Source organism: Lentzea indica (assembly GCF_012184385.1).
Taxonomy (GTDB): domain Bacteria; phylum Actinomycetota; class Actinomycetes; order Mycobacteriales; family Pseudonocardiaceae; genus Lentzea; species Lentzea indica.
On sequence record NZ_VSRL01000494.1, the window covers coordinates 1 to 2,267 of the forward strand.

At 65.2% G+C, this 2,267-nt stretch carries 3 protein-coding genes; all 3 read right to left on the reverse strand.

Features of this window, described 5'->3' with window-relative positions:
- Window positions 1-642, reverse strand: a 642-nt coding sequence (locus FXN61_RS48895) for an amino acid ABC transporter ATP-binding protein (protein WP_167980559.1), incomplete at its 3' end; no start/stop codon positions are given.
- Window positions 639-1,595: an amino acid ABC transporter permease gene (locus FXN61_RS48900; protein WP_167980560.1), complete on the reverse strand. Its 957-nt coding sequence runs from the start codon at window positions 1,593-1,595 to the stop codon at window positions 639-641. The genes FXN61_RS48895 and FXN61_RS48900, both read right to left, overlap by 4 nt.
- 2 nt (window positions 1,596-1,597) lie before the next feature.
- Window positions 1,598-2,267: ABC transporter substrate-binding protein (locus tag FXN61_RS48905; protein ID WP_167980561.1), on the reverse strand; the 670-nt coding region annotated here is incomplete at its 5' end.

Here is a 2,267-nt window from a genome sequence, read left to right on the forward strand (position 1 = left end):
GGCGAACCCCATCTCGTGCGTGACGAGGAGCATGGTCATGCCGTTGTGGGCGAGGTCGCGCATGACCGCGAGCACCTCCCCCACCAGTTCCGGATCCAGTGCGCTGGTGGGTTCGTCGAACAGCATGATGCTGGGATCCATCGCGAGTGCGCGGGCGATGGCGACGCGTTGTTGCTGGCCGCCGGACAGCTGGGCGGGGTACTTGTGGCCACACCCGTCAAGCCCGACCTGGGCCAGCAGTTCCTGTGCCCGCTCTCGGGCCACCTTGCGATCGATCTTCTTGACCAGCACCGGCCCGGACATGACGTTGCTCTCGGCCGTCATGTTGGGGAACAGGTTGAACTGCTGGAACACCATGCCGATGCGGGTGCGCTGCTCGGCCAGCACCTGAGGGCGGACCGCGTGGTAGGCGCGGTCCGTTTCGACGTAACCGAAGTCTTCTCCGTTGACCCGCAGCACGCCGCGGTCGACGGTCTCCAGCCCGTTGATGCACCGAAGCAGTGTCGACTTCCCGGATCCACTCGGGCCGATGATGCAGGAGATCTCCCCTGCGGACACCGTCAGGTCGATCTCGCGCAGAACCTGGTGGCTGCCGAAGCTCTTGCACAGTTTGCGGGCGACGATCGTTCCATCGGCCTTCACAGCAACGACTCCTTTGTCGCGGCGACCGGCTGGCCGGCCGGGGGCGTGACCGCGGTGGTGACGGCGGCCTGCCTCCTGGTGGAGCGGGAGAAACGGCGCTCGATCATGGACTGCGGCACGCTGAGCGCCAAGGTCATGATCAGGTACCAGATGCTGGCCACGATCAGCAGTGGAATGGTCTGGTAGTTGCGGGCGTAGATCGACTGTGCGCTGTTGAGCAGTTCGGCCACGCCGAGCACGCTCACCAGCGACGTGCCCTTGAGCATGCCGATCACCTGGTTGCCGGTCGCCGGGATGATCGCGGGCATGGTCTGAGGGATGATCACGTGGCGGAGCCTGGTGAACCCGCGCATGCCGAGTGAGTCCGCGGCCTCGAACTGCCCGCGTCCCACCGAGGCGAATCCGCCGCGGATGATCTCCGCCATGTAGGCGGCCTCGTTCAGGGTGAGTCCCACGATCGCCGCGGTCAGCGGAGTCATCAGTGCGTTCACGTCCACCGGCGTGGAGATGTCGGTGAACGGGATGCCGATGGACAGCTTCGGGTACAGCGCCGCGATGTTGAACCAGAAGATCAGCTGCACCAGCACCGGTGTGCCGCGGAAGAACGTGATGTAGAGCGTGGCCAGTCCGGAGATCGGTGTCTGGTGCGACATGCGCATGATCGCGAGGAGCAACCCGAGGAGTGTGCCCAGCACCATGCTGACCACGGTCAGGAACAGGGTGAGCACCAGGCCCTGCAGGATCGCGTCGGCGGTGAAGTACTCGAACACCACCGGCCAGTGGTAGTTCTCGTTGGTCACCGTCGTGGCGATCAGGCCGCCGACGATCGCGATCGCGATCGCCCAGCAGGCGTAGTCACGCGGGCGCTTCGGCGTGATCCGCTTCTTGTGTTCGGCCGGCAGTTCTTGCAACGGTTGACTCCTGCTCTTCGAGCCGATCGTCTTCGTCGTCATCACTACCCCAGCGGAACGGCCATCGCGGCGGTCTTGATGCTGAGGCCCTGGAAGCCCCAACGGTCAAGCGCCTCGGCGTACTTCGGACTGTCGATGATGGACTGAATGGCCGCCTGCAGTGCCGGGGTGAGTGCGGAACCCTTGGGCAGCGCGACGTTCACGATCGCCGTGACCACTCGCTCCGGCAGGACCTCGAGCACCTCCGACTGTTGCTTGGCCGCCCAGGCGAGAGAGGTGAAGTCGTACATCACCGCGTCGAGGCGCTTGGAGGCGAGCTGGGTCAGGGCGTCGTTGACGCTGGGCAGGGTTACTCCGGTGATGGCCGGCTTCCCCTGGCTCGTACAGTCCTTTTCGGACAGCTGAGGCAACCACTTGAGCTCCTGTGTGCTGCCGGACTGCACACCGATGCGGCGCCCGCACAGCTCGTGGACACCCAGTTTCTGCGGGTTCCCGCGGGGGACGGCGACACCCGTGCCGTTCTGGAAGTAGTTGATCATGTCGAGCACCTTCAGGCGTTCCGCCGTGGCGCCCATGGTGGTCGCGGTGAAGTCGAACCGGCCACCCTGCAGACCCGGGATGATGGTGTCGAACTTGACGTTGTCGACCTGCAGCTTCACCCCGAGCTTGGCCGCGATCAGCCGCGCCATGTCCGGGTTGAACCCGATCGGGGTC